Source organism: Pseudomonas sp. NPDC086278 (assembly GCF_050280905.1).
GTDB lineage: Bacteria > Pseudomonadota > Gammaproteobacteria > Pseudomonadales > Pseudomonadaceae > Aquipseudomonas.
In genome coordinates this window covers 17,892-43,746 of sequence record NZ_JBNNWE010000018.1, presented here as the reverse complement: position 1 = coordinate 43,746, position 25,855 = coordinate 17,892, and the positions used below count along the sequence as shown (strand labels likewise).

23 protein-coding genes are annotated in these 25,855 nt (G+C 60.6%); 7 read left to right on the top strand and 16 right to left on the bottom strand.

Annotation, left to right across the window (positions count from 1 at the left end; genetic code table 11):
- Window positions 1–16 precede the first annotated feature (16 nt).
- From ACQKP4_RS08155 to ACQKP4_RS08130, 6 genes are all read left to right on the top strand, one after another.
- Window positions 17–1,210, top strand: a complete 1,194-nt coding sequence (locus tag ACQKP4_RS08155; RefSeq protein WP_427632058.1) for an SfnB family sulfur acquisition oxidoreductase — start codon at window positions 17–19, stop codon at window positions 1,208–1,210.
- Window positions 1,210–2,568, top strand: coding sequence for an LLM class flavin-dependent oxidoreductase (locus tag ACQKP4_RS08150; RefSeq protein ID WP_427632056.1), 1,359 nt, complete (start codon window positions 1,210–1,212; stop codon window positions 2,566–2,568). The genes ACQKP4_RS08155 and ACQKP4_RS08150 overlap by 1 nt, the downstream gene beginning before the upstream one ends.
- A 199-nt stretch (window positions 2,569–2,767) precedes the next feature.
- Window positions 2,768–3,577 carry a MetQ/NlpA family ABC transporter substrate-binding protein gene (locus tag ACQKP4_RS08145; RefSeq protein ID WP_427632054.1) on the top strand — a complete coding sequence of 270 codons (810 nt, stop codon included), beginning with the start codon at window positions 2,768–2,770 and terminating at the stop codon, window positions 3,575–3,577.
- A gap of 2 nt (window positions 3,578–3,579) precedes the next feature.
- Window positions 3,580–4,701, top strand: coding sequence for a methionine ABC transporter ATP-binding protein (locus ACQKP4_RS08140; protein ID WP_427632052.1), 1,122 nt, complete (start codon window positions 3,580–3,582; stop codon window positions 4,699–4,701).
- Window positions 4,691–5,335 carry a methionine ABC transporter permease gene (locus tag ACQKP4_RS08135; protein WP_427632050.1) on the top strand — a complete coding sequence of 215 codons (645 nt, stop codon included), beginning with the start codon at window positions 4,691–4,693 and terminating at the stop codon, window positions 5,333–5,335. The genes ACQKP4_RS08140 and ACQKP4_RS08135 overlap by 11 nt, the downstream gene beginning before the upstream one ends.
- Before the next feature lie 155 nt (window positions 5,336–5,490).
- Complete coding sequence (locus tag ACQKP4_RS08130) at window positions 5,491–6,120, top strand: class I SAM-dependent methyltransferase (protein ID WP_427632048.1); 630 nt, start codon at window positions 5,491–5,493, stop codon at window positions 6,118–6,120.
- A gap of 307 nt (window positions 6,121–6,427) precedes the next feature.
- Here the strand turns inward: ACQKP4_RS08130 and ACQKP4_RS08125 are convergent, their stop codons facing one another.
- From ACQKP4_RS08125 to ACQKP4_RS08060, 14 genes are all read right to left on the bottom strand, one after another.
- Entirely contained in the window at window positions 6,428–9,481 is a 3,054-nt protein-coding gene (locus tag ACQKP4_RS08125) for an efflux RND transporter permease subunit (protein ID WP_427632046.1), read from the bottom strand.
- Window positions 9,478–10,545: an efflux RND transporter periplasmic adaptor subunit gene (locus ACQKP4_RS08120; RefSeq protein WP_427632044.1), complete on the bottom strand. Its 1,068-nt coding sequence runs from the start codon at window positions 10,543–10,545 to the stop codon at window positions 9,478–9,480. Before ACQKP4_RS08120 ends, ACQKP4_RS08125 begins: the two co-directional genes overlap by 4 nt.
- Complete coding sequence (locus tag ACQKP4_RS08115; protein ID WP_427632042.1) at window positions 10,542–11,645, bottom strand: efflux RND transporter periplasmic adaptor subunit; 1,104 nt, start codon at window positions 11,643–11,645, stop codon at window positions 10,542–10,544. The genes ACQKP4_RS08120 and ACQKP4_RS08115 overlap by 4 nt, the downstream gene beginning before the upstream one ends.
- Window positions 11,646–12,105: 460 nt before the next feature.
- Window positions 12,106–12,987 (bottom strand): transporter substrate-binding domain-containing protein, encoded by an 882-nt coding sequence (locus ACQKP4_RS08110; RefSeq protein WP_427632040.1) that lies wholly within the window; start codon window positions 12,985–12,987, stop codon window positions 12,106–12,108.
- Window positions 12,984–13,766 (bottom strand): amino acid ABC transporter ATP-binding protein, encoded by a 783-nt coding sequence (locus ACQKP4_RS08105; protein ID WP_427632038.1) that lies wholly within the window; start codon window positions 13,764–13,766, stop codon window positions 12,984–12,986. Before ACQKP4_RS08105 ends, ACQKP4_RS08110 begins: the two co-directional genes overlap by 4 nt.
- Window positions 13,763–14,422: an amino acid ABC transporter permease gene (locus ACQKP4_RS08100; RefSeq protein WP_427632036.1), complete on the bottom strand. Its 660-nt coding sequence runs from the start codon at window positions 14,420–14,422 to the stop codon at window positions 13,763–13,765. The genes ACQKP4_RS08105 and ACQKP4_RS08100 overlap by 4 nt, the downstream gene beginning before the upstream one ends.
- The gene (locus ACQKP4_RS08095) at window positions 14,403–15,068 is read right to left on the bottom strand and encodes an amino acid ABC transporter permease (RefSeq protein ID WP_427632034.1); all 666 of its coding nucleotides are present in this window, start codon (window positions 15,066–15,068) and stop codon (window positions 14,403–14,405) included. The genes ACQKP4_RS08100 and ACQKP4_RS08095 overlap by 20 nt, the downstream gene beginning before the upstream one ends.
- Before the next feature lie 578 nt (window positions 15,069–15,646).
- Window positions 15,647–16,429: a MetQ/NlpA family ABC transporter substrate-binding protein gene (locus ACQKP4_RS08090; RefSeq protein ID WP_427632032.1), complete on the bottom strand. Its 783-nt coding sequence runs from the start codon at window positions 16,427–16,429 to the stop codon at window positions 15,647–15,649.
- 274 nt (window positions 16,430–16,703) lie between these two features.
- Window positions 16,704–17,636, bottom strand: a complete 933-nt coding sequence (locus ACQKP4_RS08085) for a sigma 54-interacting transcriptional regulator (RefSeq protein WP_427632030.1) — start codon at window positions 17,634–17,636, stop codon at window positions 16,704–16,706.
- 59 nt (window positions 17,637–17,695) lie between these two features.
- On the bottom strand, window positions 17,696–18,277 hold the full coding sequence (locus ACQKP4_RS08080) for an alpha/beta hydrolase (RefSeq protein WP_427632028.1): 582 nt from the start codon (window positions 18,275–18,277) through the stop codon (window positions 17,696–17,698).
- Between the two features lie 283 nt (window positions 18,278–18,560).
- A complete protein-coding gene (locus ACQKP4_RS08075; protein ID WP_003220570.1) occupies window positions 18,561–18,962 on the bottom strand; it encodes an ExbD/TolR family protein in 402 nt (133 codons plus the stop codon).
- 1 nt (window position 18,963) lies between these two features.
- The gene (locus tag ACQKP4_RS08070; RefSeq protein ID WP_427632026.1) at window positions 18,964–19,689 is read right to left on the bottom strand and encodes a MotA/TolQ/ExbB proton channel family protein; all 726 of its coding nucleotides are present in this window, start codon (window positions 19,687–19,689) and stop codon (window positions 18,964–18,966) included.
- 45 nt (window positions 19,690–19,734) lie between these two features.
- Window positions 19,735–20,547 carry an energy transducer TonB gene (locus ACQKP4_RS08065; RefSeq protein WP_427632024.1) on the bottom strand — a complete coding sequence of 271 codons (813 nt, stop codon included), beginning with the start codon at window positions 20,545–20,547 and terminating at the stop codon, window positions 19,735–19,737.
- 301 nt (window positions 20,548–20,848) lie between these two features.
- Entirely contained in the window at window positions 20,849–23,209 is a 2,361-nt protein-coding gene (locus ACQKP4_RS08060) for a TonB-dependent receptor (protein ID WP_427632022.1), read from the bottom strand.
- Between the two features lie 166 nt (window positions 23,210–23,375).
- On the opposite strand from ACQKP4_RS08060, the gene ACQKP4_RS08055 reads away from it, so the two are divergent.
- Window positions 23,376–24,320, top strand: coding sequence for a LysR family transcriptional regulator (locus tag ACQKP4_RS08055; RefSeq protein ID WP_427632020.1), 945 nt, complete (start codon window positions 23,376–23,378; stop codon window positions 24,318–24,320).
- A 228-nt stretch (window positions 24,321–24,548) separates the two neighbouring features.
- On the opposite strand, the gene parS is transcribed toward ACQKP4_RS08055, so the two are convergent.
- Window positions 24,549–25,112 (bottom strand): type II RES/Xre toxin-antitoxin system antitoxin, encoded by a 564-nt coding sequence (gene parS, locus ACQKP4_RS08050; protein ID WP_427632018.1) that lies wholly within the window; start codon window positions 25,110–25,112, stop codon window positions 24,549–24,551.
- A 185-nt stretch (window positions 25,113–25,297) separates the two neighbouring features.
- Entirely contained in the window at window positions 25,298–25,687 is a 390-nt protein-coding gene (locus ACQKP4_RS08045; RefSeq protein WP_427632016.1) for a DUF6124 family protein, read from the bottom strand.
- Window positions 25,688–25,855: the final 168 nt, after the last annotated feature.

Here is a 25,855-nt window from a genome sequence, read left to right as displayed (position 1 = left end):
ACCTCTGGAGAAACACATGACTCTTTCTCACCACGTCGCGGTCATAACCAGCGATGAGCAAGCCCTGATCGTCGCCAGTGACCTGGCCGACGACTTCAAACGCGACAGCGCCCTGCGTGACCGCGAACGCCGTTTGCCGCACCCGGAACTTGAAGTGTTTTCCCGCTCGGGCCTGTGGGGCATCAGCGTGCCAAAAGAATACGGCGGCGCTGACGTGTCCAACGTCACCCTGGCTAAAGTCATTGCGCTGATCGCCCAGGCTGACGGCTCCCTCGGGCAAATCCCGCAGAACCATTTCTATGCGCTCGAAGTGCTGCGCGTGAACGGCAGCGACGCGCAGAAAAAACGCCTGTACGCCGAAGTGCTGGCCGGCCAGCGCTTTGGCAATGCCCTCGCCGAACTCGGCACCAAAACCGCCCATGACCGCGTCACCAGCCTCAAGCGCGACGGCGATGGCTATCGCATCAACGGTCGCAAGTTCTACGCCACCGGCGCGATTTACGCGCAACGCATCCCGACGTCGGTCGTGGATGAAAACGGTGTGCAGCAGTTGGCGTTCGTCCCGCGTGACAGCAAAGGCCTGACGGTGATCGACGACTGGAGCGGCTTCGGCCAGCGCACCACCGGCAGCGGTTCGGTGGTGTTCGAAGACGTATACGTCGCCGCCGAAGACGTGATCGCGTTTCAAAGCGCGTTCGAACGCCCGACCACCGTCGGCCCGTTGGCGCAGATTCTCCACGCGGCCATCGACACTGGCATTGCCCGCGCGGCTTACGAAGATGCGCTGCATTTCGTGCGTACCAAAACCCGGCCGTGGATCGACGCCACCCATGAAAAAGCCATCGACGACCCGCTGACCATCAAGAGTTTCGGCCACTTGGCGATTCGTCTGCACGCCACCGAAGCCCTGCTGGAACGCTCTGGCGAATTCCTCGACAAGGCCCAGGCCGACACCAACGCCGAGACCGTCGCCGCCGCATCGATTGCCGTCGCCGAAGCCCGCGCCATCAGCACCGAGATTTCCCTCGCCGCCGGCAGCACACTGTTCGAGCTGGCCGGCAGCCAGGCGACCCTGATCGAACACGGTCTGGACCGTCACTGGCGCAACGCCCGGGTGCACACGCTGCACGACCCGGTGCGCTGGAAGTATCACGCCGTGGGCAATTACTACCTCAACGATGAAAACCCGCCACTGCGGGGGACCATCTGATGGCCCACGCCAAGAAAAAGATTTTGCTCAACGCGTTCAACATGAACTGCATCGGGCACATCAACCATGGCCTGTGGACACACCCACGGGACACTTCGACCCAATACAAAACCATCGAATACTGGACCGAACTGGCGCAGTTGCTGGAGCGCGGGCTGTTCGACGGCTTGTTCATCGCGGACATCGTCGGCGTGTACGACGTCTATCAGAACTCGGTGGATGTGCCGCTCAAAGAGTCGATCCAGTTGCCGGTCAACGACCCGTTGCTGCTGGTCTCGGCCATGGCTGCCGTCACCCGAAACCTCGGTTTCGGCCTCACCGCCAACCTGACCTACGAACCGCCCTATCTGTTCGCCCGACGCATGTCGACCCTCGATCATTTGAGTCGCGGTCGGGTCGGCTGGAACATCGTCACCGGTTACCTCGACAGCGCCGCCAAGGCCATGGGCCTGAGCGAGCAAGTGGAACACGACCGCCGTTACGACCAGGCCGATGAGTACCTGGAGGTGCTCTACAAACTCTGGGAAGGCAGCTGGGAAAACGGCGCGGTGCTCAACGATCGCCAACAGCGGATCTACGCCCAACCGGAAAAAGTGCACAAGGTCGAGCACAAGGGCGAGTTCTATCAGGTCGAGGGTTATCACCTCTGCGAACCGTCGCCGCAGCGCACGCCGGTGCTGTTCCAGGCCGGCAGTTCGGATCGCGGTTTGCTGTTCGCCGGGCGGCACGCCGAGTGCGTGTTCATCAGCGGCCAGAACAAACCGTCGACCAAGGTGCAAGTGGACAAGGTCCGCGCCAGCGCGGTCGAGGCCGGGCGCAACCCTGAGGACATCAAGGTGTTCATGGGGCTGAACGTGATTGTTGGCGAAACCGAAGAGGCAGCTTGGGCCAAGCACGCCGAGTACTTGAGCTACGCCAGTGCCGAGGCCGGCGTGGCGCATTTCTCGGCGTCAACGGGGATCGATTTTTCCCAGTACGAAATCGACGAACCGATTCAGTACGTGAAGAGCAACGCGATTCAGTCGGCGACCAAGAACCTGCAGAACAACGACTGGACCCGACGCAAATTGCTCGAACAACACGCCCTCGGTGGCCGCTACATCACCGTGGTCGGCTCGCCGGAGCAAGTGGCCGATGAGCTGGAATCGTGGATCGCCGAAACCGGGCTCGACGGCTTCAACCTGACGCGGATCGTCACGCCGGAAAGCTATGTGGATTTCATCGATCTGGTGATTCCGGAGTTGCAACGTCGTGGGTCGTACAAGACCGCCTACGACACTGGCAGCCTGCGCGAAAAGCTGTTTCACGGTGAGGCGCATTTGCCGCAGCAACACACCGGCGCCGCGTTTCGCCACTGATCCCTGTGGCGAGGGGGCTTGCCCCCGTCGGGCTGCGCAGCAGTCGTAAAACCTGCGCAGCGGTTTTCCTTATTGAATGGTTTGGGGGCCGCTTCGCAGCCCAACGGGGGCAAGCCCCCTCGCCACACAAGCCCCCTCGCCACACAGGCTCCTCGCCACAGATGCGGGCACACATTAAATAATTGACTGGAAAAACATCATGATCACAAAAAACCTGTCCCACCCAGTCAAAGCACTGGCCCTGGCCCTCGGCCTGTTCAGCTCGGCGGTATTTGCCGCCGACGCACCGCTGAAAGTCGGCACCACCGCCGCTTTTGCCATCCCTCTCGAGGCTGCTGTGGAAGAAGCTTCCAAACAAGGGCTGAAAGTCGAGCTGGTGGAGTTCACCGACTGGATCGCGCCGAACGTCAGCCTCGCCGCCGGCGACATCGACGTGAATTACTTCCAGCACGTGCCGTTCCTGGAAAACGCCAAGGCTGCCGCCGGTTTTGACCTGGTGCCGTTCGCGCCGGGGATCATCAACAACGTCGGCCTCTACTCGAAGAAATACAAAAGCTTCGACGAACTGCCACAAGGCGCCACCGTCGCCATCGCCAACGACCCAATCAACAGTGGTCGCGGCCTGCAACTATTGGCCAAGGCCGGGCTGATCACGCTCAAACCGGGGGTCGGCTACAAGGCCACCGAAGAAGACATCATCGCCAACCCGAAGAAAATCAAAATCCTCCAGGTCGAAGCGGTGCAACTGGTGCGCGCCTATGACGACGCCGATCTGGTCCAGGGCTACCCGGCCTACATCCGCCTGGCGAAGACCTTCGATGCCGGCTCGGCGCTGCTGTTCGATGGCCTCGATCACAAGGAATACGTGATCCAGTTCGTGATCCAGCCGAAAAGCAAAACCGACCCGCGCCTGATCAAATTCGTCGACATCTACCAGCATTCGCCAGCGGTTCGCGCGGCACTGGACAAGGCCCACGGCAAGCTCTACCAAGCCGGTTGGGAAAGCTGAGCATGACGGCTGCGATTCAACGGCGACTGGATATTCCAGAGCCAAAAGAAGCTGAACGAACTGAGCTGCACCCGGACCTGAATCACGCCCACGTGCGCTTCATCGGCCTGGGTAAAACCTACAACGGCCAGCAAGGTCCGGTGGCGGCGCTGCACGGCATCGACCTGGCGATCCAGCGCGGTGAAGTGTTCGGCATCATCGGCCGCAGCGGCGCCGGCAAATCGTCGCTGATCCGCACCATCAATCGCCTGGAACAACCGAGCAGCGGGCGCGTGCTGATCGATCAAGTGGACATCGGCGCGTTCGATGAAGACCGCTTGGTAGCACTGCGCCGACGGATCGGCATGATCTTTCAGCACTTCAATCTGATGTCGGCCAAAACGGTCTGGCAGAACGTTGAATTGCCGCTGAAAGTGGCTGGCGTGGCCAAGGACAAACGCGAGCGCAAAGTCCGCGAATTGCTCGAACTGGTGGGCCTGCAAGAAAAGCACAAGGCTTACCCGGCGCAGCTTTCCGGCGGACAGAAACAGCGCGTCGGCATCGCCCGCGCCTTGGTGCATGACCCGGAAATTCTGCTGTGCGACGAAGCCACGTCGGCGCTGGACCCGGAAACCACGCAATCGATTCTCGGCCTGCTGCGCGAGATCAATCAGCGCCTGGGTTTGACCATCGTGTTGATCACGCATGAGATGGCGGTGATTCGCGATATCTGCGACCGCGTCGTCGTGCTTGAACACGGGCGTGTCGTCGAACAAGGGCCGGTGTGGGAGGTTTTCGGCAACCCGCAGCATGAGGTCAGCAAGACCTTGCTCGCGCCGCTGCAACATGGCTTGCCGGAAGAGCTGCAAAACCGTTTGCGCACGCAGCCACAATCGCCGGATGCCGCTGTGGTGTTGCGTTTGCAATTCACTGGCAGCGCGGCGGAGGAACCGGACCTGGCCGCGTTGTTCAGTGCCCTCGGCGGTCGCGTGCGCCTGCTTCAGGGCGGCGTGGAACGGATTCAGGGCCATGCGCTGGGGCAATTGCTGTTGGCCGTGACGGGCTCCCCCCGGGACGCCGAAGACATGTGTGAGCGTGCCAGCCACTGGGCGCAACAGGTGGAGGTGCTCGGTTATGTGGTTTGATCGCTTGCTTCAGGGCTTTATCGACACCTTCCTGATGGTCGGCGTGTCGTCACTGATCGCGCTGCTGGCGGGCATCCCGATGGCGGTGATTCTGGTCACCAGCTCCAAGGGCGGAATCTATGAAGCGCCGACGCTGAACCGCGTCCTGGGCGCGTTCGTGAACCTGTTTCGCTCGATTCCGTTTCTGATTCTGATGGTGGCGCTGATTCCGTTCACGCGGTTGATCGTCGGCACCACGTACGGCGTGTGGGCGGCGGTCGTGCCGCTGACCATTGCGGCCACGCCATTTTTTGCGCGTATCGCGGAAGTGAGTTTGCGCGAGGTCGATCACGGTTTGATCGAAGCGGCGCAGGCGATGGGTTGCCGGCGCTGGCACATCGTCTGGCATGTGCTGTTGCCCGAGGCGTTGCCGGGAATTGTCGGCGGTTTCACGATTACGCTGGTGACGATGATCAATTCGTCGGCCATGGCCGGGGCGATTGGCGCTGGCGGACTGGGGGACATTGCTTATCGATATGGTTATCAGCGCTTTGACAGCCAGATCATGTTGACGGTGATTGTGCTGCTGGTGGTGTTGGTGGCGATTATTCAACTCGGCGGTGATCGGTTGGCCCGGGGCCTCAACAAACGCTGAAAGCCTGCCAGTGATACCGCCATTCGCGAGCAAGCCCGCTCCCACATGGGACCGCGTTCCCCTGTGGGAGCGGGCTTGCTCGCGAATGGCTGCGCAGCAGCCCCAAGGCTGATGGCGTATATTCGGCAAACCCACATTGCCTGCGCAGCCCCCCCATGAAACAAACCCCCGACGACCTCCAGCAGATCACCGCGACCACCCTGGGCCATTACAACTCGGTGGCCGAAGGCTTCCGTGAAGGGACTCGCGATCATGATGTCAGCCAGAACATCGATGCCCTGCTGCGGCACATTCAGGCTGAAGCGCCGTTCGACATCCTCGATTTCGGCTGTGGGCCGGGGCGTGATTTGCAAACCTTCACCCGCATGGGCCACACGGCTGTCGGGCTGGACGGCTCGGAGAAGTTTGCGCAGATGGCGCGTGAGGACAGTGGATGCGAGGTGTGGCAGCAGGATTTCCTGAAGCTCGATCTACCGGCCGAGCGCTTCGACGGAGTTTTTGCCAACGCCGTGTTGTTCCACATTCCGCGTCAGGAATTGCCTCGGGTGTTGCAGGAGCTGCGTGGCGCGTTGAAGCCAGGCGGGGTGTTGTTCAGCTCCAACCCGCGCGGTGAAAATCAGGAGGGCTGGAACGGGCCACGGTACGGGGCGTACCACGATTTAACGGCATGGCAGGCCTTGCTGACCGAGGCCGGGTTTGTCGAGTTGGAGCATTACTACCGGCCAGCAGGATTGCCACGCGAGCAGCAACCTTGGTTGGCGAGTGTCTGGCGTAAACCTGTGTAACCCTTTGCCCCCACCTTGACCGCATCCGTCTGGACAACGCGATCAACTGTGGGAGCGGGCTTGCCCGCGAAGGCGTTGGCTCAGGCAACAGAGCTGTTGAATGTGCAATTGCTTTCGCGAGCAAGCCCGCTCCCACAAGGAACCGCACTCCCCTGTGGGAACGAACTCCAACCTTTGACCGCATCCGCCTGGATCACTCGATCAACTGTGGGAGCGGGCTTGCTCGCGAAGGCGTCGGTTCAGGCAACAGACATGTTGAATGTGCAACCGCTTTCGCGAGCAAGCCCGCTCCCACAGGGTTTGTGCCTTACTGCGCTTCTTTCTTCGGCTCGCGGATTTTGTACCAGGCCACGTACAGCGCCGGCAAAAACAGCAGCGTCAGCAGCGTCGCGATGATAATCCCGCCAATCATCGCGTACGCCATCGGCCCCCAGAACACTTCCCGGGCAATCGGGATCATGCCCAGGCTCGCCGCTGCCGCCGTCAACAGAATCGGGCGACGACGATGTTCCGTGGCTTGCACCACCGCGTCCCACGGCACATAGCCGTCCTTCTCGTAGGCATCGATCTGGGTCACCAGGATCACCGAGTTGCGGATGATGATGCCGATCAGCGCGAGAATCCCCAGGATCGCCACGAAGCCCATCGGCGTGCCGGTCGGGATCAGCGCCAGCACCACGCCGATCAAGCCGAGCGGCGCGACGCTGGCCACCAGGAACATCTTCTGCACGCTGTGCAACTGGATCATCAAAAAGGTCGCCATCAGAAACAGCATCAACGGCACGACTTTGGCAATCGGCCCCTGGGCCTTGCCGCTTTCCTCGACCGTGCCGCCCGTGGCGACCTTGTAACCGACCGGTAGGCCGGCCGCGAATTTGTCGATGTCCGGTTTCAACTGCTTGACCAGGTCGGTCGGCTGAATCTCGTCGCGCACCGCCGCCTTGACGGTGATGGTCGGCTTGCGGTCGCGGCGCCACACCAGCGGCTGCTCCAGTTCGTACCGCACCGTGGCGAACGCCAGCAGCGGAATCGAGGTGCCGCTCGGCGTGACGATCTGCAGGTTTTGCAGGGTTTCCGGCGTGCCGCGCTCCGCATCGACGGCGCGGCCGACCACGTTGATCAGGTAGATATCGTCATCGACCTGCGTCACTGGCGAACCGACGACGATGCTGTTCATCAGATTGGCCACGTCTTCCGACGACAACCCCAATTGCCGCGCCTTGTCCTGCGCGATGTCGATACGCAGGACTTTGCCCGGCTCGTTCCAGTCGTAAATGATTTCGCCGATGTGCGAGTTTTTATCCAGCTCGGTGGCCAGTTCGATCGCGTGTTTGCGCACCTGGTCGATGTCGTTGCCGCTGACCCGGTACTGAATCGGCCGCCCCACCGGCGGGCCCATTTCCAGCGCCTGAACATAGCTGCCGATGCCGACAAAATCCTTGCGCAGCCGCTCGCGCAAGCGCTGGCTGAGGGCGGCGCGTGACTCCAGGCCTTTGCTGACGATCACCAGTTGCGCGTAGTACGGGTTTTGCAGTTGCTGGTCGAGGGGCAGGTAGAAACGGATCGCGCCCTCGCCGATGTAGGTGCTCCAGCGCACGATGTCCGGGTCGTCCTTGAGCGTCGCTTCGAGCTTGTCCACCGCTTTGCGGGTTTCGGCGATGGAGGCGTTTTGCGGCAGGTTGAGGTCGACGAGAATTTCCGGGCGGTCCGAGGACGGGAAAAACTGGTTTTGCACGAACTGCATGGAGTACACCGACGCCACGAACAGCCCGAGGGTGATGCCGATGGCCCACCAGCGATTGCGCATCGCCCACAGCATGCCGTGATTGAACCCACGGCCGATGCGACCCGGCTCGGCCGAGTGCGGTTTCACATTGGCGCTGAGGATGTGCACGCCGATCACCGGTGCGAACAGCACCGCGACGACCCACGACACCAGCATCGCCACCGCGATCACCGCAAACAGGGTGAAGGTGTACTCGCCGGCCGAGCTGGCGTTGAGGCCAATCGGCACGAACCCGGCCACGGTCACCAGCGTGCCGGTGAGCATCGGGAACGCGGTCGAGGTGTAGGCGAATGTGGCCGCCTGCTCCTTGGTCTCGCCCATTTCCAGGCGCGTGACCATCATCTCCACGGTGATCATCGCGTCGTCCACCAGCAGGCCGAGGGCGATGATCAGCGCGCCGAGGGAAATCCGCTGCATGGTGATTCCGCTGTATTCCATGAAGACGAAGACCATCGCCAGCACCAGCGGAATCGAGCACGCCACCACCAGACCGGCGCGCACGCCGAGGCTGATGAAGCTGACGATCAGCACGATGACCACCGCCTCGAACAGCGCGCTGGTGAAGCCGCCGACTGCTTTTTCCACCACGTCGGCCTGATCGGACACGTTGTGTACGCCCACGCCCACCGGCAGGTCGGCGGTCAGGTCGGTCATGCGTTGATGCAACGCCTTGCCGAACTCCTGAATGTTGCCGCCCTTCTTCATCGCGATGGCCAGGCCGATGGCCGGGTGACCGTTGAAACGAAATTCAGGGGTGGCCGGGTCGACGTAACCCCGGCTGATTTCAGCGATATCGGCCAGGCGATAGAAGCGGTCGTTGAGCCGCAGGTTGACGTTTTCCAGGTCCTTTTCAGAAGCGAACTGCCCTGAGGTGCGCACGGAAATCCGTTCCGGACCGGCCTCGATCACCCCCGCCGGGGTCACGGCGTTCTGTGATTGCAGGCTCTGCACCACCTGCCGCTGATCGATGCCCAGCGCCGCCAGTTTGCGCGTGGAGAAATTCAGGTACAGGACTTCATCCTGCTCACCGACCATCTCGACCTTGCCCAGCCCCGGCACGTCGCGAATCGCCGCGCGCACCTGCTCCACGTAGTCGCGCAACTGGCGCATCGACAAGCCGTCAGCGGTAAAGGCATACACCGAACCGTAGACATCACCGAACTCGTCGTTGAACCCCGGCCCTTGCAGGCCCTGGGGGAACTCGCCGCGAATGTCGTTGATCTTCTTGCGCACCTGGTACCAGATTTCCGGAATGTCCTTGGCGCTGGTGGTGTCGCGCAGGTAGACGAACACCGTCGATTCGCCGGGCCGCGTGTAGCTTTTCACGTAGTCGAGGGAGTCGAGCTCTTCGAGTTTTTTCTCGATGCGGTCGGTGACCTGCTTGAGGGTTTCCTCTTGCGTCGCGCCTGGCCAGCGGGTCTGGATCACCATGGTTTTGATGGTGAAGGACGGGTCTTCCTCGCGGCCCAGGTTCATGTACGAGAACACGCCCATCAGCAGCGCGACGAACATCAGGTACCAGACAAACGACTGATGTTTGATGGCCCATTCGGATAAGTTGAAACTCCCTTTCATTGTGGGCGGTCCTCGTCGAATTTCACGGGTTGCCCGGGTTTCAGGCTATTCACACCGGCACTGACGACATGCTCGCCAGCCTTCACGCCGTCCGCCAGCACCACGGTATCGTCCGTGCGACTGATCACACGGACATCACGGGGTGACACGGTTTTATTTTGGGTATCGATGACCCAGATACGTGCCTGGCCATCGACTTCTTGCAGCGCGGTAAGGGGCAGTTCGATGCGCGGTTTGATCGCGGAGCTGAGGGTCACGCTGATCGCCGTGCCCAGGCGAAAGCCAGGCGGCGTCTCGGCCAGGGTCAGGCGCGCGCGACGGGTACGGGTCGCGCTCTGGGCCTGGGGTTCGATTTCGCGAACCACGGCGGTGGTATTGATGCTCGGGTCCAGTTGCGCGGCAACCTGAAACACCACGTCGGCGGGCAATTGGTCGACCAGGATGTCCGGCAGATCGATCACCGCTTCCTTGATGTCGGGTTGCGCCAGCGTCACCACTTGCTGCCCGGCCGTCACGACCTGGCCGGCTTCGGCATTCCACGCGGTGACCACGGCTTTGTGGTCGGCGCGCAGTTCGACGTAGTTGAGTTGGTCCTTGGCCTGATCCACCGCGGCCTTCGCTTGATCGAGGGACGCCTGAGTGGTTTTCAGGTCGGTCTGGGCAACATCGAGTTGCGCTTGCGCACCGACGCCGCGATCGAACAATTCCTGCTGACGCCGGGCGCTGGCCTGGGCATTGATGAATTGCGCCTGAATGTTGGCCAGATCACCTTGGGCGGCACGCAACTGGTTTTGTTGATCGGTCGGGTCGAGCGTGGCAAGCAATGCGCCTTTGTCGACTTCAGCACCGACATCAACCGCGCGGCTGGCGATTCTGCCCGGCACCCGGAACCCGACGTTGCTTTCGTAGCGGGCCTGGATACTGCCGGCAAAGCGGCCGAGACTTTCTTCATTCAAAGCCTCGACCTTGACCGACAGCACCGGCCGCACGGGTTCCGGTGGCGGTTCCTTTTTCGAGCAGGCCACCAGCATCACACCGGCACACACCAGTAACAGACGCTTCATGGCTGGGCTCCCACGGCCAAATCCTTGTAGGTGTTTTCAGCGATTTCGACTTTCATGCCAGGGTGCAACAACTGGCCGCCGGCGATGATCACTTTGTCGCCGGCGTTCAGGCCGCCGCTGATGATGACTTTGCCGGTCAGGTAACGCCCCACCGTGACGGTGTGCAGTTGCGCCTTGCCGTCGGCGTCGACCAGCCAAACGGCCGGTTCGCTGATGTTTTTGGTCAACGCCGACCACGGCAGTTCCACCGCCGACGTGCCCGGCTGCTTGGCCGTGGCGCTCACAACAGAACCTAATTGCATGCCGTCGGGCAGGCTGTTGAGCGTGACTTTGACTTGCACGGTGCCGGTCTGCGCCGACACCGCCGGGGTGATTTCGCGCACGGTGCCGGTGGTCTTGATGTTCGGGTTGTCGAGCAGGCTGACCACGATGGTTTTATCTTCCGGTTCTGTGGTCAGCAGCGATTCGTAGACGTTGAACACCGCATCGCGGTCGCCGTCGCGGGCAAGGCTGTAAATCGGCACCGTCGCCTGCACCACCTGACCGACTTCGGCCTGGCGCGCGGTGATAATCCCCGGCGCTTCGGCAATCAGCGAGGTGTAGCTCAATTGTTCACGGGCGTTGGCCAGTTGCGCCTGGGCAGCGGCCAACGCGCTCTGACTGCTGCGCAAGGCGGCTTGGGCGGAATCGAATTCGCTGCGACTGGTGTAGCCCTTGGGCAGGAGTTTCTGCTGGCGGACGAATGCAGCGGCGGTCTGCTTGACCCGGGCCTGTTCGGCGACGACCTGGGCCTGGGCCGAATCGACGTTGGTCTGCAAATCCTTGGGATCGAGTTTGGCCAGCACTTGCTTGGCCGACACCCGGTCACCGACATCGACCATGCGCTGGATGATCTTGCCGCCCACGCGAAACGACAAATCAGTCTGCACCCGCGCCTGGACGTCGCCGGTCAGGGTCACGGAAGCCGCGTAGTCAGCGGGTTTGACCTCTTGCACAAAGACGCGCGGCAGGTCCTTTTCGACCTGCTTTTTGTCGCCGCAGGCGCTCAGCAGGACCAGGAGGCTCAGGCCAACCACTGTTTTCAATCCGGGACCAGCCATGCAGACTCCTTTGCGTTGTACGGACGTGCCAATGGCGATACGACTGTGAGCTTAGAACAGGGTTCAATGGGCGCACAGGTTTGCTGTGTTCCTGTGGCTCTGTGAATAACCTGTCTTAGTGAACCTTGGCCAATGAATGACCTGTGGTTTTGTGAATCTTGGCCAATGAATGACCTGTGGCTTTGTGAATCTTGGCCAGTGAATGACCTGTGGCTTTGTGAATCTTGGCCAGTGAATGACCTGTGGCGAGGGGGCTTGCCCCCGTTGGGCTGCGAAGCGGCCCCACTGTTTTTTTTCAGTGACACCGAAGGCGACTGCTGCGCAGTCGAACGGGGGCAAGCCCCCTCGCCACAGAAGCTTTCTCACCACAGAAGCCCGCTCCCCCATTTGAAATGCATTCCAATGTGGGAGCGGGCTTGCTCGCGAAGGCTATCGAAGGATCAGCGCATCCTCCAGAGCATTAACCCTGCCACTTGCCCCCTTCAACAATCACGCTTTCAGGCTTGGTGTCATCGCTCAGTTCTTTACGCACGTATTGGTCATACAGCTTGAGCAAGTACTTCTCCTCACCCAGCTTCGCCAACTCGGTATTCACCCAATCGCGCAACTCGATGTTGCCCTTCTTCACCGCCGGCGCAATCGGCGCTTCTGCGCCCAGGGTCTGGGTCAACACGCGGTAGCCAGGGTTCTGCTTGGCCCAGCTGAACAGCACCAGATTGTCCTGCGCATACGCATCGCCACGACCATTGGCCAGGGCTTGCAGGGATTCGGAGTTTTTCTCGAACTTCAGCAGCTTCCAGTCCGGGTGGTTCTTGGTCAGCCAGATATCCGCCGTAGTACCGGTGGTGACGATGGTGGTGCGTGTCGCCAGGTCATCCAGGTTTTTCACCGCACTCGCCTGCGGCACCAGCGCCTGCACCGCGACCTTGAGGTTCGGGATGGTGAATTCCACCGCTTCCTTGCGCTCCGGAGTGACCGTCATGTTGGCCAGAATCAAATCGACCTTGTCGCTTTGCAGGAATGGAATGCGGCTGGCCGGTTCCACCGCAACAAACTCGACCTTGTTTTCATCGCCCAGCAGATCCTTGGCGAATCGACGGGCGATGTCGGTATCGAAACCGACGTAACGTCCGGCCTCGTCGACAAAACCGAACGGTGGTTTGTCGGTGAACACGCCGACAATCAGCTTGTCCCTGGCTTTGATTTTGTCCAGGTAGCCGGCCGGCGCGGTGCTTTCGCTGGCGACTTTGGGTTTGGCTGGTTCATCGGTTTTGTTGCAGCCCGCGAGCAAGGCGAGGCCGAGCAACGGCAGGAGAAAGAGGCAAGACTTGGCAGTTTTCATGGCAGTTGCAGTTCCTTTGTTTGAGTCGTTTTGGGTAAGGCGGCGACGTAGGAGAACTTCTCCAGGAACTGCTGCGCTCGTGCGGTTTGCGGGTTCGTAAAGAAAATCTCGGGAGGGTTTTGCTCAAGGATGCGTCCGCCATCCATGAACACAATGCGGTCAGCCACGGCACGGGCGAAGGCCATTTCGTGGGTGACGATCAACAGGGTCATGCCTTCGCGGGCCAGGCCTTGAATCACTTCCAGCACTTCCTTGACCATCTCCGGGTCGAGGGCGGCGGTGACTTCGTCGAACAGCATGACTTTGGGGTTCATGCACAGCGAGCGGACGATGGCGATCCGTTGTTGCTGGCCGCCGGAGAGCTGACGCGGGAAGGCGTCGCGCTTGTCCAGCAGGCCCACACGGTCGAGCAACGCTTCGGCCTGGGCGCGGGCTTCGCCGCGCTCGCGCTTCTGCACTTTGACCGGGCCGAGCAGCACGTTATCGAGCACGTTCATGTGCGGAAACAGGTGATAACTCTGGAACACCATGCCGATCTGCTGGCGCACATCGCGCCAGTCGGTGCCCTTGTCCAGCAGTTCACGGCCGTTGAATTTCAGGCTGCCGCTGTGGGCGATTTCCAAACCGTTGAGGCAACGCAGCAAGGTGCTTTTGCCGCAACCGCTGGGGCCGAGGATGACGATGACTTCGCCAGGCTTCACTTGCAGGTCGATCGCTTTGAGCACCTGTTGCTCGCCGAAAAACTTGTTGAAACCCTTGAACTCGATCAATGCGCTCATGCTTGCGTCCAGCGCCGCTCCAGCACGCGCGAGGCGGCCGACAGCGGGTAGCAGATGAAAAAGAAAAACAGGAACAGTGCGCCGTAGATCAGCACCGATTCGTAAGTGCGTTCGATGATCTGCTGGCCGACCTTGATCACGTCCACCACACCGATCAGCACCGCCAGCGAACTGGTCTTGATGATGCGCGTGTAGACATTGATGGTCGGCGGCGTCATGCGTTTCAGCGCCTGCGGCAGCAGCACGTAACCGTAGAGTTGCGGGCCGTCCAGGCCAATCGACAACCCTGCCTCCCGTTGGCCGCGAGGCAGCGAATGCAACGCGCCGCGCACCACTTCGCCGACTTCGCTGGCGCCCCACAGCGACAGCACCAGCACCGCGCACCAGAAGCTCGCAATGCTCAGGCCAAAAAAAATCGGCAGGCCGAAGAACAGCAGATACAGCCAAACCAACACCGGGATCGCCCGGAACAACTCCAGATAGACCCGCAGAATCGCATTCAGCCATGTCGAATTCAGCGTGCGTAACACACCGTAAACCACGCCGCCAACCGTGCTGAAGGCGATGCTCAGGAAAGAAATCGACAAGGTTTGCGCAGCGCCCTTGCCCAATTGCGGCAACGACACCCACAACAACTCAAGACCCGAACTGGCCATGCTGGAGCCTCCTTTCCAGACGGCTGAGCAGCAGCGACAACGGCAAGAACAGCAGCACGCAGATCAGCGTCAGCACGGCGAGCATTTCGTAGGTTTTGTAGTAGAGCGCGATGTAGCTTTTGGTGGTGTAGAGGATTTCCGGCACGGCCACGGCGGAGACCACGGTGGTTTCCTTGAGCAGGAAAATGAAATTGGCGAACAGCGACGGCAGGCTGAGGATGCCGGCCTGCGGCAGGATCACGTAGCGCAGCAGTTGCCCGTGAGACAGGCCGATCGAGCGGCCGGATTCGAGTTGCGCCTGGGGCACCGCTTCGACACCGGCGCGCAGCACTTCGGTGAGGTACGCGCCGCCGAGGAAGGTCATGGTGATGATCGCCGCGGCGAACCCCGACACCCTGATGCCCAGCGCCGGCAAGGCGAAGTAGACGAAGAACAGCTGGATCAACAGAGGGGTGTTGCGCGCGAGTTCGACATAGAGCCCGACCAGGCGTCGCAGGTAGGGCGTACGAAACACCAATATCGTCGCGTTGAGCAGCGCCACCAGCAACGAGGTGCCAATGGCGATGAAACCGACCTGCAGTGTCACGCCCACGGCTTTGAGAAACGCCGGCAGGGTGCTGAGGATAAAAGCGTAATCGAAGGTCATTGAAAATCCTGAACGCCACTCGGTAAGCGACGGTGATGCGGTCCAGGGGCGATGGATAACCGCCCGGCAGGCACTGACTTTAAAGGCATAAGAAAAAGAATTTAAATACCGTTAAAGCATATTGATATCACCCAAAAAACTATCCTGCGGATTTGCCACGGCTGCGGAAGACGACTATTTTCCTTTGCGCTGTAGGAAGGATCTTTTTTTCGAAATACCCCTCCAAGGACGTACAGCTTGTGGCCAGACTCCCTCGGCCAAACCATCACAAGGAAGAGAACATGGCTGACGTAAAAGTGCCCCAGCGGCTGGATCCGCAAGAGATTGTGAAGTTGCTGGTGGCGTTGCACAGGGCGTTGAAGGCCAGGGTGGCCTGAATCGTCTGAACCACCCGCATCCCCCTGTGGGAGCGGGCTTGCTCGCGAAGGCGCAGTGTCAGCCGACATCGGTTTCGACTGATTCACCGCCTTCGCGAGCAAGCCCGCTCCCACAGGGGGTTTTGTGCAGGCATACAAAAACGCCGACGCTAGTGTTAGCCGTCGGCGTTCGAAACCTTTGGGGTTTGATGCTGCGTCGAATCAGAACGCTGGCAATACCGCGCCGCTGTACTTCTTCTCGATGAACGCTTTCACTTCCGGGCTGGTCAGTGCCTTGGCCAGTTTCTGGACCGCGTCGCTGTTCTTGTTGTCCGGACGAGCGACGAGGAAGTTCACGTAAGGCGAATCCGCGCCTTCGATGATCAGCGCATCTTTAGCCGGGTTCAAACCGGCTTCCAGTGCATAGTTGGTGTTGATCAGGTCCAGATCCACTTCCTTCAGGACGCGCGGCAGCATGGCCGATTCCAGTTCCTTGAACTTGAAGTTGTGCGGGTTCTTGGCGATGTCTTTCGGCGTAGACAGAGCGTTTGTCGGGTCTTTCAGCTCGATCAGGCCAGCCTTCTGCAGCAGGATCAGGGCACGGCCGCTGTTGCTGCCTTCGTTTGGCAGGGCGATGGTCGCGCCGTTTGGCAGTTCAGCCAGGGTTTTGTATTTGCTCGAGTAGCCACCGAACGGTTCAACGTGGACGCCGATCACGGTGACCAGGTCAGTACCTTTGCCTTTGTTGAAGCTGTCCAGGTAAGGCTTGGTCTGGAAGTAGTTGGCATCCAGATGCTTTTCGGCGACCTGCACGTTCGGCTGAACGTAGTCGGTGAAGACTTTGATTTCCAGGTCCACGCCTTCTTTGGCGAGGGTTGGCTTGATCAGTTCGAGAATCTCGGCGTGTGGGATCGGGGTCGCCGCAACCACCAGTTTCTCGCCAGCCTGGGCCAGGCTTGCGGTCAGGGCAGCCGCCAGTGCGGTGAACAACAGAACCTTTTTCATGCAGTGTCCTTATCGAAAATCACGGTCGCCAACGGCGACGGCTAAACATGGGTGTGCCAGCGAAATGCTATCGCTGGCGTGAAGCGGACAATACCGGGATTTTTTATTCCCGAACAATATCTTTTATTCACTTTGATATTCCATTTTGTTCCTAAAGCGCCAGCGCACGGATTACCTGATGTGGGAGCGGGCTTGCTCGCGAATGCGCGGGGTCAGTCACTATCAATGTCGTCTGACCCAGCGCTTTCGCGAGCAAGCCCGCTCCCACAAAGGGTCACAGCGTCTGGCTCAGGCTTTCGAGTAAATCCTTGAGCGCCGAGCGCTCGGCGGCCGTGCCGTTTTTCACCAGTTGCGCCACCTGCTGCCCGATCTGCACCAGCGACGGCGACGCCGCCGGTAGGTTCAGATGCTCCGGCAAGATCTCGTCGCCGGTGCTGACCAGCAGCGCGAAGTGAATGACGTTCTCCAGTTCACGGGTGTTGCCCGGCCAACTGTGCTGCTCCAACACGTGCTGCGCGGCTTCGCTGATCAGTGGCACGGGCAGGTCCAGGCGCTGGCTGTAGATACCGAGGAAATATTCCGACAGCGACAGGATGTCGCCGACCCGTTCGCGCAACGCCGGCAACTCCAGCTGACCTTCAATCAGGTAATGGTAAAGCCGCTCATGGAATTTGCCGGCCGCCACCGCTTGCGCCAGATCGATGCTGGTCGCGGCCACCAGACGCACGTCCACCGGGCTCGGCTGCGGCGCGCCGACGCGGGTGACTTCGTGGTTTTCCAGCGCGGCCAGCAATTTGATCTGGATCGGCAACGGCAGGTCGCCGATCTCATCCAGGTACAGCGTGCCGCCATTGGCCGAACCGAACCAACCGGCACGACTGCTCGCCGAACCGCTGAAGCTGCCGGCCGCATAACCGAACAACTCGGCATCGGCGTACGTCGGGCTGATCGCGCCGCAATTGACCGAGACGAACAGCCCGCCACGATCACTGCCGCGATGGATGTGCCGCGCCAGCAATTCCTTGCCGCTGCCGGTTTCACCGCGAATCAGCACCGAGATCGCACGCGGTGCCAGTTGCTCCAATTCCTGGCGCAACTGCCGCGAGCGCGGATCGACGAACACCAGCGCCTTGGCGCGGATGCTCAACGGACTTTTTTCTGCATCGGGGAAGGTCAGCAGTGGCTGACCGAAAACTTCAAAACTCATGGCAGACTCCCGCCCAAAACCGCCGGGAGACGGGGGGCGATATTAAAAAAATAGAAGGTTCAAGCGCGGCGCAGCGCGTGATGTTCCATGCGGTTTTGCAAGCGATAGAGATAAGCGAAACCCTGCTCCCAGCGCTGATGCCCGGACTTCACGTTGATGTGTCCGGCACCGGCCAGAATCCCGGCCTCGGCGCCCCAGTTACGCGCCAGTTCCAACGCGCGCGGCGCACTGACGGCGCTGTCGTTGTCGGAACTCACGACCTGGCTCGGGAACGGTAACAGGGTGGTGGGAATCGGTGCGAAGTTGCGCAGGGCCGGCGCGCAGGCCGGGCGCTCGACGTCGGCCGGTGCCACCAGCAAGGCACCGCGCACCTGGCGCAAGAAATTCAAAGGGGCGGTGGCGGCCCAGTGGGCAACCGTGACACAGCCCAGGCTGTGAGCAATCAGGATCACTGGCGTGCTGTCGGCGGCAATCGCCTCGGCCAACGCGGCCACCCAGTCTTCACGACGCGGTGTCAGCCAGTCGGCCTGCTCCACCCGCGCGCTGTTCGGCAGGCTATTCTGCCAGTGAGTTTGCCAATGATCTTCCGGCGATCCTTGCCAGCCCGGCACAATCAGGTAGCGAATTGATTCGTTGCGCATGGGGGAACTCTCCTGCTGCGTGTCTGTTCCTGGTCGAGTATAGGGACGGTATTTATATTCGTTAAGGAATAAGAAGCTATTTATTAAGACCTATATCGAATATAAAAACATTCACTGTGGGAGCTGGCTTGCTCGCGAAGGCGCTGGGTCAGTCGCATCAATGTTGTCTGACCCAGCGCCTTCGCGAGCAAGCCCGCTCCCACGGGGGATTTGTGTTTTTTCTTGGGAATAAAAAAAGGGCCGCACCCTGCCAAGGAGACGGCCCCGGAAAACTTGAAACCTGTCAGCGCGCGGTGATCACCGACAATTTGGTAATCCCGGCCCGCTCGATCGACGCCATGGCGCGCGCCACTTCGCCGTAATTCACCCCGTCATCCGCCTGCAATTGCACACGCACTTCCGGGTCTTTGGCCTTGGCCGACTTGAGGTTGAATTCCAGCAGATCCGGCTGGATTTCATCCTTGTTGATAAACAGTTTTCCCGCACCGTCGATGCTCACCACCAGCGGGTCTTTCTGCTCCACCGGCGCCACGGCTTCGGTCTTGGGCAGGTTGATCGGTATCGCATTGGTCAGCAGCGGTGCGGTGACGATGAACACCACCAGCAGCACCAACATCACGTCCACCAGTGGCGTCACGTTGATCTCGCTCAGCACCTCGTCGCTGTCTTGCGTGGAGAAGGCCATATCAGGACGCCTCCTTCACTTTTTGCGTGTTGCCTTGGGCGGCAGCTTTGTGCGCCGTCGGGTGGATCAATACGCGGAACGAACTCTTCTGCGCCAGGCTGTAGAAGTCATGGGCGAAGTCATCCAGGTCCGCCGCCGTCAGTTTCAAACGACGCAAGAAGTAGTTGTAAACCAGCACCGCCGGCACCGCGACGGCGATCCCCACACCGGTCGCCACCAACGCTGCGCCGATCGGTCCGGCCACCGTTTCCAGGCTCGCCGAGCCCGCCGCGCTGATGCCTTTCAATGCCTCCATGATTCCCCACACCGTGCCGAACAAACCAATGAACGGCGAGGTGCTGCCAATACTCGCGACCACGGCCAGGCCGGTTTCCAGCGAGCGGCGTTCACGTACGATCTGCTGGCGCAACGCGCGCTCCAGGCGATCCTGATGATTGATCGCGTGGCTCAAGTCATTCGCATGCGGCACCTCACCCACCTGAATCGCCGCGTAACCGGCCTGGGCCACCCGGGCCGCAGCACCGGGCTCGGTTTCAGTCAACTCAGCGGCGGCATCGAGGCTCGACGCCGCCCAGAACTGTTTATGAAACTTGCGATCCTGAGCTTTCAGGCGACCGAACTGCACGCCTTTGAGCAACGCCAAACCCCAGGTGGCTACGGAAAAAACCACCAGCAGCCAGATCACCGCGCTTTCGATGGATTCAAGTGGAGAGGCCAGTAACGTCATGATGTATTCCCTCGTGTAAACGTTTCGCGCGAAATAGGTTTCGGTTTAATGAATCTTGAAATCGATGGGCACGCTGACCCAGCCGTCCTGGGCGACATCACCCTGCTTGGCTGGCACAAAACTCCAACGCTTCACGGCGCTTAACGCCGCTTCGTCCAGGGCTTCGCGGCCGCTGCTTTTCTGAATCTGGATTTCGCCGGGTTTGCCGCTGGCGAGTACGTGCACCCGCAACAACACCGTGCCTTCCCAACCGCGACGCTGGGCCAGCGACGGGTATTCCGGCGCCGGGTTCTTCAGGTAAGCGGCACTGGCCGAAGCCGGTGTCACAGGCGCCGGCGCCGGTGGGGCGGGTGGAGCCGGCGCCGCCACGGGCGCTGCCGGTTGTGGCGGCGCGGGCGGTTGCTCGACGGCTTTGGGCGCCGGTTTCGGCACGGGCTTGACCACTGGTTTCGGTTTCGGAATCGGTTTCGGTGGCGGCGGTTTCACGGCCAGCTCGTCTTGCACCGGCGGCGGCGGTTCTACCACCGGCGCCGGCGGGGGCGGTGGTGGCGGCGGCTCGACCACAGGCGGTGCCGGACGCGAGAACTCGATGGTCATCGGCGGAATTTCCGGCGGCACAATCGGCAGTGCTTTGACGGGCTGCTGATTCAGCCAATAAATCACCGCGCCATGCACCAGCAACGCCAGCACACCGAGCAGAATCGCTTCGCGGCGGCTCAGGATGCCCTTGGGCGCACGCTGCAAACGCAATTGGCCCAAGGGCACGCGGTGCGGTCGGCCGAGGTCGACCAACTCACCACCCGGTGCCTGGCGCCACAGCACCTCATGCGCACTGGCGGCGGTCTGGACATTGCCCATTGATTAACTCCCTGCGGTCTCTTTGCGGTGCGGATAAGCCGAAACGTCGCACCTGACATCCCCCGGCGACGTATCGATGGGGCCAATCATTGACGCAGGCGCTTATCTCTTAAAGTAATCTTTGAAGTTATATTTAGATCATAAATGCATATGCAGAATTGCCGTTACGTGCAAAGGCCCGTCGTTCAAGGCCTGCGGCGCGACGGCGAAAAAACCATGCTTTGGCTGCATCGAAAATATTCATTGAAGGCATGGCTTTTCGCCGTTTTTACGTATTCCCGGACGTTTTCTGAATAACCAATCAGAAGTCGTAGCGACCGGTCACACCCAACGTCCGAGGCGTACCGAGCAAGCCTTCATAACCGCCGTTGCCGCCGGTCCAGAGGGTCGTGTAATAGGTTTTGTCGAAGGCGTTTTTCAGCCAGAGCGAGACGTCCCACTGGCCTTGGTTGAAGTCGCCACGCAGGCCCGTGGACAGGTTGACCACGGCGTAACTCGGGATCTGCCCGTAGTCGGAATCTTCCACCATGCCCACCGCTTTCGAACGGAAGGCGTAGCTGGCGGTGACGTACTCTTCGAAGCCGTTACTGAGGTTCCATTTGTATTCGCCGTTGGCGTTACCGATCCATTTCGACGCCCCGACCACCTGGTGGCCGCTCAAGTCGCAAGACGCCGGCGCGCCCGGTGCCAGGCTGACTTCCGGCGGGCATGGCGCATCTTTGTAGGAGAGGTAACTGACGTCGTTATAGGAGCCGTTGATGTTCAGCGTCAGGCCGCGCAGCGGGATCAGCGTGCTGTCGAATTCCACGCCGCGTGAGCGCACTGAACCGGCGTTGGTCAGGTATTGCACGCGGTTGACGTCGTCGTAGGCGTTGGTCTGATAGGCGTTGACCTGGGTCCAGAACACGTTGGCGTTGAGTTGCAGCCGACGGTCCCACAAGGTGCTCTTGAAACCGAGTTCGGCGTTGTTGGCGCGCTCGGTGCCGACCAGCAACGAGTCGGCGCCAGCGACCGGCGCCGAGGCGACGCCGAGGTTCACTCCGCCGGATTTTTCGCCGTGGGACAGCGTTGCGTAGCCGAGCAAATCGTCGGTGAAGTGGTAACTGAGGTTCAACAATCCGGAAGGGCTGGAACTGTATTGATTCAAATCGCCTGAATCGTAGGCGCCGGTGCGGCCACGTCTGGCGGTCGCCGCTGCGCCGGTGACTGCCGCGCCACCCTGCGGTGCATCGCGAGTGACCCAGGCGTTTTTCTGTTCATAGGTGCCGCGCACACCGGCGGTGAAATCCAGGCGCGGGGTGAGGTGCCAAGTGCCTTGGGCGAACAGCGCGAAGCTGTCGGTCTTGATGTGGCCGTTGCCGACGCTGTCGACGTTGGCCAGTGCCCCGCGCGGCGTGCCGTTCCAGATGTCCGCTTGCGGGCCGTAATAGGCGAAGGATTTGTTGTCCAGATCGTTGCCGAAGTAATACGCCCCCAGCACGTAATCGAAGAACTCGCCCTTGGGCGACGCCAGGCGAAATTCCTGGGAGTACTGTTTGTCCTCCACCGACACGCCGGCGTTGTAAGTCGCCGCGACATTCAAGCCGTCGTCGTTGCGCGGGGTGAAATTCCACCAGCGGTAGGAGCTGATCGACGTCAGGGTGAAGTCGCTCGGCAAGGTCCAGTTGGCCTCCACCGACGTGCCGCCCTGATGCACGGTGACGTGTTGATCGTTGTCCAGATTGACCTTGCGATGCGTGCCGTTCACTAGCGTCGCGCCGGCGGCAGTGGCCCGTGCCTGGTAGAGGTTGACGCCGTTGATGGTCGGCCCGGTGTCGTACAACACGCGGGTGCCGGCGCTGGAATCTTCTTCGTTGTAGTCGCCGATCCAGCGCAGGTTAAATGACTCGTTCGGCTTGAACAGCAACTGCCCACGGAAGCCGTCGCGCGAACCGCCGTTCAACTCATGGCCGTTGTATTCGTTCTTGATGTCGCCGTCGTTGCGGGTGCGGTACGCCGAAAACCGCCCGGCGAGCTCATCGTTCAACGGGCCGGAAATGGTGCCCTTGGTCTGGAAGTAACCGTCCTCGCCCACCGAGGTTTCGATGCTGTGCTCAGGCGTGAACGTCGGCGCGCGGGTACTGATATTGATCACCCCCGCCGTGGTGTTTTTGCCGAACAGCGTGCCTTGCGGACCGCGCAGCACTTCGAGCTGCTCGATGTCCATCAAATCGAACACCGCCATGCCCGGCCGCCCGAGGTAAACGTTGTCGATGTAGAGGCCGACGCTGCCTTCCAGGCCGTCGCTCGCCGGGTTGTTGCCCAGGCCACGGATCGACACGCTGGATTGCCGCGCATGCATGTAGGCAACGTTGACGCTGGGCACCAGTTGTTGCAGGTCCTGGATGCGATAGACCCGCTGCGTCTCCAGGGTCTGGCCGCTGACCACGCTCATCGGCGTCGGTACGTCCTGCGAACTTTCTTCGCGGCGGCGCGTGGTCACGGTCACGGTTTCCAGTTGCGAACTGTCGGCGGTGGCTTTGCCGGCCGGAGCCGGTACGGGGGAAGCGGCATCGGCCGCGTAGCCGTGGGTCCAACTGGCGCTCCCCGCCAGCAGCAGGGCCAGGGGCAGGCGTTTGAGCCGTCGGGGAGTGAGGGGAAACGCAAGGTTCAACGGACTCATAAAGCGGCTCCAGGTCAAAAAACACACAGCGACTTTTCAGCAGTGCATATTCTTAAAAGTTATTTATTTATGTTTTTACAAAGATTTACTGCATAAGAGATTGCCTTTATAAGGAGTCGACCTAATGCATATCCAATGCATTTCCCCGATATTTTTTATGTGAAAAATGCATATCGATTTGCGCCAACTCCGCCACTTCATCGCCCTCGCCGATCAGCGCAGCTTTGTCGCGGGCGCGTTGGCGGTGAACCTCTCGCAATCGGCGTTCAGCCGCAGCATTCAGGCGCTGGAACACAGCGTCGGCTGTCAGTTGGTGGATCGCGGGCGCAAGGACCTGGCGCCGACCAAACAAGGGCAGATGCTGCTGGAGCACGCGCGGCGCCTGGTCAGCGGCGCACAGCAAATGGCCAACGAGATCAGCCAGTTCAATGGCCTGGAGGCGGGCGAGTTGCGCTTCGGTTGCGGGCCGGCGCCAGCGGCGGGGTTGATCCCGCGTGCGATTGGCAGCTTCATCGGGCGCTACCCGAAAGCACGGGTGCAATTTCAGGTGGATGACTGGCAGAGCCTGAGCAAGCGGCTGCTGAGCGAAGAGTTCGAATTCTTCGTGGCCGACACCCGTCAGTTCGAGGCCGATCCGGATTACCTGACCCAGCGGCTGCGTCCGCGCAAATGGCATTTCTGCTGCCGCGCCGGGCACCCGCTGGCCGCTCGCGACAGCGTCAGCGCCGAGCAATTGATGAGTTATCCGATGGCGGTGAGCATTCGCCCGCCGAACCTGCGCAAGGTCATCGTCGATTTGAGCGGCCGGCCGGATTTCACGCCGAATGTGGAGTGCGAGAACAGTTACAGCCTGCTGAGTGTGGTGATGCAATCGGATGCGATCGGGATTGTCGGCGCGTATTCCGACGCACTGCACAACGCCAAGGGTGAACTGGTGTATTTGAAGATCGACGGGCTCGCGGATGACCTGGAGGAGCTGTACACCCGGTATGGGATTGTCAGTCGCGCGGGGTATCGGTTATCGCCGCTGGCCGAGGCGATGATTGCGCAGATCAAGGCGATTGATGAGTTGGATGAGGAAGTGTGTTCGCTGGATTATCTGGCTGTTTGATTGGCTGCTTTCGTCGGTTAATCAAATCCAGGCCCTCGAGCCATCGGCGGATTGACCAGTAGATTGCAGCTATGCCGACAGACACTCGAAGGCACCAACACAAACGGTTACTGCTTCAGCAAACCGGCACCGAACGGCCCAATTCGAGTTGGCAATGCTCTCGGGGTGCACCGCATAAATCGTGGCAAGGCCTTTAGGTTTCCTCATCGCTTAACGGACCTTGCGCCATCAATAGATCCCATACTCAATGCGCGTCAGCAGGTCCGTCACCAACTCATGCCCCACCGAATTAGAAATCAAGTCGATAGGCGTCTCACCTTCCAGGCCCCGCGCCGGTTTGACCATCCACTGCTCAGCAAGCTCACGCGAGCCGAGCAGCTGCGTGGCCTTCTCCAACACCTCGGCATAATTGAGTGCGCGCGTGCTCTGCTCCGCCGTCAACGCTTCATCCGGCGTTTTCAACCGCCGCGCCAGCATCCGATCAGACGTGCCCATGATTCTCGACAGCACGCCGCGTTGCTTGAACACCTCGCTGTTGTCGATCATGTCCAACACCGACTGCAGCGGAAAACCGTTTTTGACCGCCCTGTAAATCGCCATCCGGTCATCGCTCACGCTACCCGCGAGCAATATCGAAACCATCTGTGAATCCTGATGCACTTTAATCACTGTCGATTCCTGCTCCATGCGAAAAAATTGGCCCGAGGCTTCGTCATTTCGTTTGGCACGGCTGCCCCGAACGACTCCTTTGACAGCCTCGCCGGCGGTGTCTGCGTTCTTCTTCGCACTCATGGTGGCCTCCGATGCTCAGTCATCTGGCATTGAATGGCGGAAAGCCCAGCCATTATGCTTCGAGCCCCAGCGCCACCACCCAACATCGCCGCACCCAAAAACACCGACCTTGCGGCGAGGGAGCCTGTTCCAACGAGGTCGCGCGGCAGCGCCATAAAAGGCACCGCCACACATCCCAACGTCAGTTACTCATCCACCACCGCTGTTCGCTCTAACGCCGGCGGATCAGTCTGATCCAGCAATCTGTTAGCCGTGAGCTCCGCCACCATAATGCTGTTTGAAATACCCAGCAGTGCATAGCGCGCTTCACCCTCCAGGTGATCCACCAACTGATGGACCATCACATCGACCGACGCCAGCGTCTCCACCAAGTAAACCGTCAGGGTTTCGGACGAAGCTTGTGGGTCCACGGCAAACAGTGTGCTGGGGGTACGGGGTTTGGCTTTGAAGTCAGCGAATGAAGGGAAGTGATAATCGAGCGCGCGCTCGGCGGCATCGTTGAACTTCTTTGAATCGGGGCTTTGGTAGGGGGAAATGGGATCGGTGTCGGGTGGGTTGGGTGTGACCTTGAACATGGTAAATCCTCGTCTACTGGTGGAGCTGCCACGTTCGTTTCCAAGCGAAGGGGTGGCAACTGTACGCGGGTTGGAAAACCAGGGTAAACGAGCCCGGCAGACCTAAAAGGTCTCCCACGCACAGCCGCCATAACGGACGCACAGAGTGCGAAAAACTGCGTTATGAAC

What these genes read in the sequence shown, in the direction of transcription:
- ACQKP4_RS08155 (WP_427632058.1), top strand. Translation starts at nt 17, where the DNA reads ATGACTCTTTCTCACCACGTCGCGGTCATAACCAGCGATGAGCAAGCC.
- ACQKP4_RS08150 (WP_427632056.1), top strand. Translation starts at nt 1,210, where the DNA reads ATGGCCCACGCCAAGAAAAAGATTTTGCTCAACGCGTTCAACATGAAC.
- ACQKP4_RS08145 (WP_427632054.1), top strand. Translation starts at nt 2,768, where the DNA reads ATGATCACAAAAAACCTGTCCCACCCAGTCAAAGCACTGGCCCTGGCC.
- ACQKP4_RS08140 (WP_427632052.1), top strand. Translation starts at nt 3,580, where the DNA reads ATGACGGCTGCGATTCAACGGCGACTGGATATTCCAGAGCCAAAAGAA.
- ACQKP4_RS08135 (WP_427632050.1), top strand. Translation starts at nt 4,691, where the DNA reads ATGTGGTTTGATCGCTTGCTTCAGGGCTTTATCGACACCTTCCTGATG.
- ACQKP4_RS08130 (WP_427632048.1), top strand. Translation starts at nt 5,491, where the DNA reads ATGAAACAAACCCCCGACGACCTCCAGCAGATCACCGCGACCACCCTG.
- ACQKP4_RS08125 (WP_427632046.1), bottom strand. Translation starts at nt 9,481, where the DNA reads ATGAAAGGGAGTTTCAACTTATCCGAATGGGCCATCAAACATCAGTCG.
- ACQKP4_RS08120 (WP_427632044.1), bottom strand. Translation starts at nt 10,545, where the DNA reads ATGAAGCGTCTGTTACTGGTGTGTGCCGGTGTGATGCTGGTGGCCTGC.
- ACQKP4_RS08115 (WP_427632042.1), bottom strand. Translation starts at nt 11,645, where the DNA reads ATGGCTGGTCCCGGATTGAAAACAGTGGTTGGCCTGAGCCTCCTGGTC.
- ACQKP4_RS08110 (WP_427632040.1), bottom strand. Translation starts at nt 12,987, where the DNA reads ATGAAAACTGCCAAGTCTTGCCTCTTTCTCCTGCCGTTGCTCGGCCTC.
- ACQKP4_RS08105 (WP_427632038.1), bottom strand. Translation starts at nt 13,766, where the DNA reads ATGAGCGCATTGATCGAGTTCAAGGGTTTCAACAAGTTTTTCGGCGAG.
- ACQKP4_RS08100 (WP_427632036.1), bottom strand. Translation starts at nt 14,422, where the DNA reads ATGGCCAGTTCGGGTCTTGAGTTGTTGTGGGTGTCGTTGCCGCAATTG.
- ACQKP4_RS08095 (WP_427632034.1), bottom strand. Translation starts at nt 15,068, where the DNA reads ATGACCTTCGATTACGCTTTTATCCTCAGCACCCTGCCGGCGTTTCTC.
- ACQKP4_RS08090 (WP_427632032.1), bottom strand. Translation starts at nt 16,429, where the DNA reads ATGAAAAAGGTTCTGTTGTTCACCGCACTGGCGGCTGCCCTGACCGCA.
- ACQKP4_RS08085 (WP_427632030.1), bottom strand. Translation starts at nt 17,636, where the DNA reads ATGAGTTTTGAAGTTTTCGGTCAGCCACTGCTGACCTTCCCCGATGCA.
- ACQKP4_RS08080 (WP_427632028.1), bottom strand. Translation starts at nt 18,277, where the DNA reads ATGCGCAACGAATCAATTCGCTACCTGATTGTGCCGGGCTGGCAAGGA.
- ACQKP4_RS08075 (WP_003220570.1), bottom strand. Translation starts at nt 18,962, where the DNA reads ATGGCCTTCTCCACGCAAGACAGCGACGAGGTGCTGAGCGAGATCAAC.
- ACQKP4_RS08070 (WP_427632026.1), bottom strand. Translation starts at nt 19,689, where the DNA reads ATGACGTTACTGGCCTCTCCACTTGAATCCATCGAAAGCGCGGTGATC.
- ACQKP4_RS08065 (WP_427632024.1), bottom strand. Translation starts at nt 20,547, where the DNA reads ATGGGCAATGTCCAGACCGCCGCCAGTGCGCATGAGGTGCTGTGGCGC.
- ACQKP4_RS08060 (WP_427632022.1), bottom strand. Translation starts at nt 23,209, where the DNA reads ATGAGTCCGTTGAACCTTGCGTTTCCCCTCACTCCCCGACGGCTCAAA.
- ACQKP4_RS08055 (WP_427632020.1), top strand. Translation starts at nt 23,376, where the DNA reads ATGCATATCGATTTGCGCCAACTCCGCCACTTCATCGCCCTCGCCGAT.
- parS (WP_427632018.1), bottom strand. Translation starts at nt 25,112, where the DNA reads ATGAGTGCGAAGAAGAACGCAGACACCGCCGGCGAGGCTGTCAAAGGA.
- ACQKP4_RS08045 (WP_427632016.1), bottom strand. Translation starts at nt 25,687, where the DNA reads ATGTTCAAGGTCACACCCAACCCACCCGACACCGATCCCATTTCCCCC.